We start from the raw sequence: 2,535 nt of genomic DNA on the forward strand, positions 1-2,535 counted from the left end.
CTATGTACAGCAAAAATGAACATGATTCTGTTGATGAGTTGTGCGAAGGAAATAAGTTAAAATCTGCTGCTACAAATATTTACTATTGTGGTATTCTACCATTTTTACCCAGCTTTGTATGGACGAAAACAGATACCAAAACAAGCTTATTTTTAGGATTTGGTTTAATTTATTTAACAGTAAAAGAACCGCTTTTAATCTCAATTATTTTATCCCTATCATTATTCTTCTACTGTTTAAATAGAATCGTCAGCTTCATCCCAATATTCAACCACTTTGTAAAAGCAAAAATTCGCTTTTGGCATATCGCAGGAATAATTATTGCACTAACTGCAACTCTCACAGTATTTGAATTACCAGCACAAGCAATTTTCTTAAGCGGATTGGAACAGTTTCTAACAGATATTGCCGAACAAAGTTCTTCAGGGGGAACAAGTTCAATTGACCCGGAAGCAATAACTTTAGTATTTAATGCAATCCGTGGAGTCTTCTTACTGTTAGTCGGAGTTGCTGCATTATTTGCCTATAACCAAGCACAGCAAGGGAACGACTGGCGACCAATTGCAACTCAAGCTGGTTTAGCAATTGGAATTATTCTCACCATTGATGTTATTACCTTTTTGTTTATTGGTGATGGAACGGGTACTACTGGTGGTGGAGGATAAGAGGAGTGGGGGAGTGGGAGAGTGGGAGAGTAAGAGGGAGGGAGCGAAGGAGTGAGAGAGGGAGGGATTAATAATTAGTTACTGAAAAGATATTTTACTCCTATCCCGGTCTAAGATTTCCTATAATAATTTTTCCCTCACTCCCTCCCTCTCTCACTCTCTCCCTCTCTCTCCCTCTCTCACTCTCTCCCTCAAACATGAAAGGTAATCGTAAGCGCGGGAAAGGAGTAATGGATTGGGATAAAGAACCAATTAAAGTAAATAAAATATTGGGGAAACAAGCAGGATTTGGTCCAATTCCAGCTAATCAAATTTTACCTTGGTTCGCGATTATCACCCTAAGCTATTTTATTTTTGATGGATTACTTAGTTGGGGAATACCGAAGGTCGCAGTTATCAGTTTTTGGTTAATTTTAAGTTGGTGGTTTGTGACGGGGAAAGACCCGGATAAATATATTAATCGTTTTCGCAAACCCAAAGGTAGCAACTGGATTATCGGTGGAGCAATGTATGTGTCTCCTTTACTTTCTCGGAATATTAGGAAGCAGCTAAAGAAGGCAGAGGGCAGGGGGAAGAAAAGTTATTCTTAAATAATTGATGGTGACAATTATTTGTTTATGGGAAATGCCTTATTACAATGAAAACCTATATTCCTTCAATAAATTCTATCAACCAAAATAATCAAAAATCGCAATACATTCCCTTTGAAAACGAACTAGACCTCTGCTGCATGGTTCGCATTGAAAGGGATAATCGCAAAGTAGGAGCATTTTTATTAAACCAAGGTGATATCAAAGATGAAAACCAATTCCAAGTAGTTTTTGCATTCCAAATCAAAGGAATTCATAACCAACTTTATTCAGAAGAAATAGCATCAATATCAGCTTCCATCTCCGAAGCTATGAAATCTATCCTTCCAGGAGAAAAATGTACGTTTCTTTTAGGACGTTATTCGGATGACTCTGCTAGACTTGAGCATCTTAATAATCTTGCCGAAAACTGTTCTTTAAAACTTCCAGCTATATTAATCCGCAACGAACAAGTAAGAGTACAAGAATTGACTCGTAATGGAGCAAGATCAACCTGGCAGCAAATAGTATTCTGTACCTGGACTGTAGATAAATTTGGAGAGAATAAAACTGACCCTTTATCCAAACTAATTTATTATACGGGGAAAGCAGGCCGTTTTGTCTTGGATAACTTTACCGGACGTATATCCCAAAGGCAAGAACAACTTCTCAATGTCTTATTGATGAAAGCCTATACCCAAGGATTTATCCAATGGGAAATGCTGTTTAATACCAAAGCAGGATTGGAACTTACGCCACTTGACGATACACAATTATGGTCGTGGTTGTGGAGCAGATTCAATAGATATCAAGCACCACCTATTCCTCAACTTCTAGTTATTGCAGAAAATAAAGATAGCGGTATTAAATTAACGGAAATTCAAAATTCTTTCAAGCACTCCACAACTATCTTGATTTCTGGGGAAAAAGGTAGAAGTTCATGTCCGGAACATCGTCAATGTACGAACCGCGTTTATGTTAAAGATAAAGTATGCGGTGTCTTAACAATGGTAGATACCGTAATCGCATGGACAAGTACAAAAGAACAAATCGCATGGATGTGGAAAGTCTTGAGCGAAAATCACGTCCGAGATACCGAAGCTTGGGTAGAAATTTCAGGAGCCAACCGTTACTTGACCGAAGATAATCTTCATCGTCAAGCGAAGCAAACCAAAGCTGCTAGGGAACGAGCATTATTTAAAGGAACTGGCAGAGATGTAGGTGCTGAAATTAAGCAGGAGGAAAGTTTTGATGCACAGAAGAAACTGTATAAAGGCGCTGTTCCTCTTAACTGTGCGGTA

General features: G+C 38.3%; 2 protein-coding genes and 1 pseudogene. All 3 read left to right on the forward strand.

Annotated features, from left to right (window positions below; all coding sequences use genetic code 11):
* The first annotated feature begins 2 nt into the window (after positions 1 to 2).
* Entirely contained in the window at positions 3 to 665 is a 663-nt protein-coding gene (locus tag VB797_RS34845) for a hypothetical protein (RefSeq protein ID WP_323242374.1), read from the forward strand.
* Between the two features lie 230 nt (positions 666 to 895).
* A complete protein-coding gene (locus tag VB797_RS34850) occupies positions 896 to 1,255 on the forward strand; it encodes a hypothetical protein (RefSeq protein WP_323242375.1) in 360 nt (119 codons plus the stop codon).
* 47 nt (positions 1,256 to 1,302) lie between these two features.
* Positions 1,303 to 2,535 (forward strand): annotated as a pseudogene (locus VB797_RS34855) (hypothetical protein); the annotation flags it as partial.

It is taken from the genome of Rivularia sp. UHCC 0363, from assembly GCF_034931125.1.
Classification (GTDB): Bacteria; Cyanobacteriota; Cyanobacteriia; order Cyanobacteriales; family Nostocaceae; genus Rivularia.

Excerpts from the sequence above, each read along its gene's own strand:
- VB797_RS34845 (WP_323242374.1), top strand. The coding sequence starts at position 3 with ATGTACAGCAAAAATGAACATGATTCTGTTGATGAGTTGTGCGAAGGA.
- VB797_RS34850 (WP_323242375.1), top strand. The coding sequence starts at position 896 with ATGGATTGGGATAAAGAACCAATTAAAGTAAATAAAATATTGGGGAAA.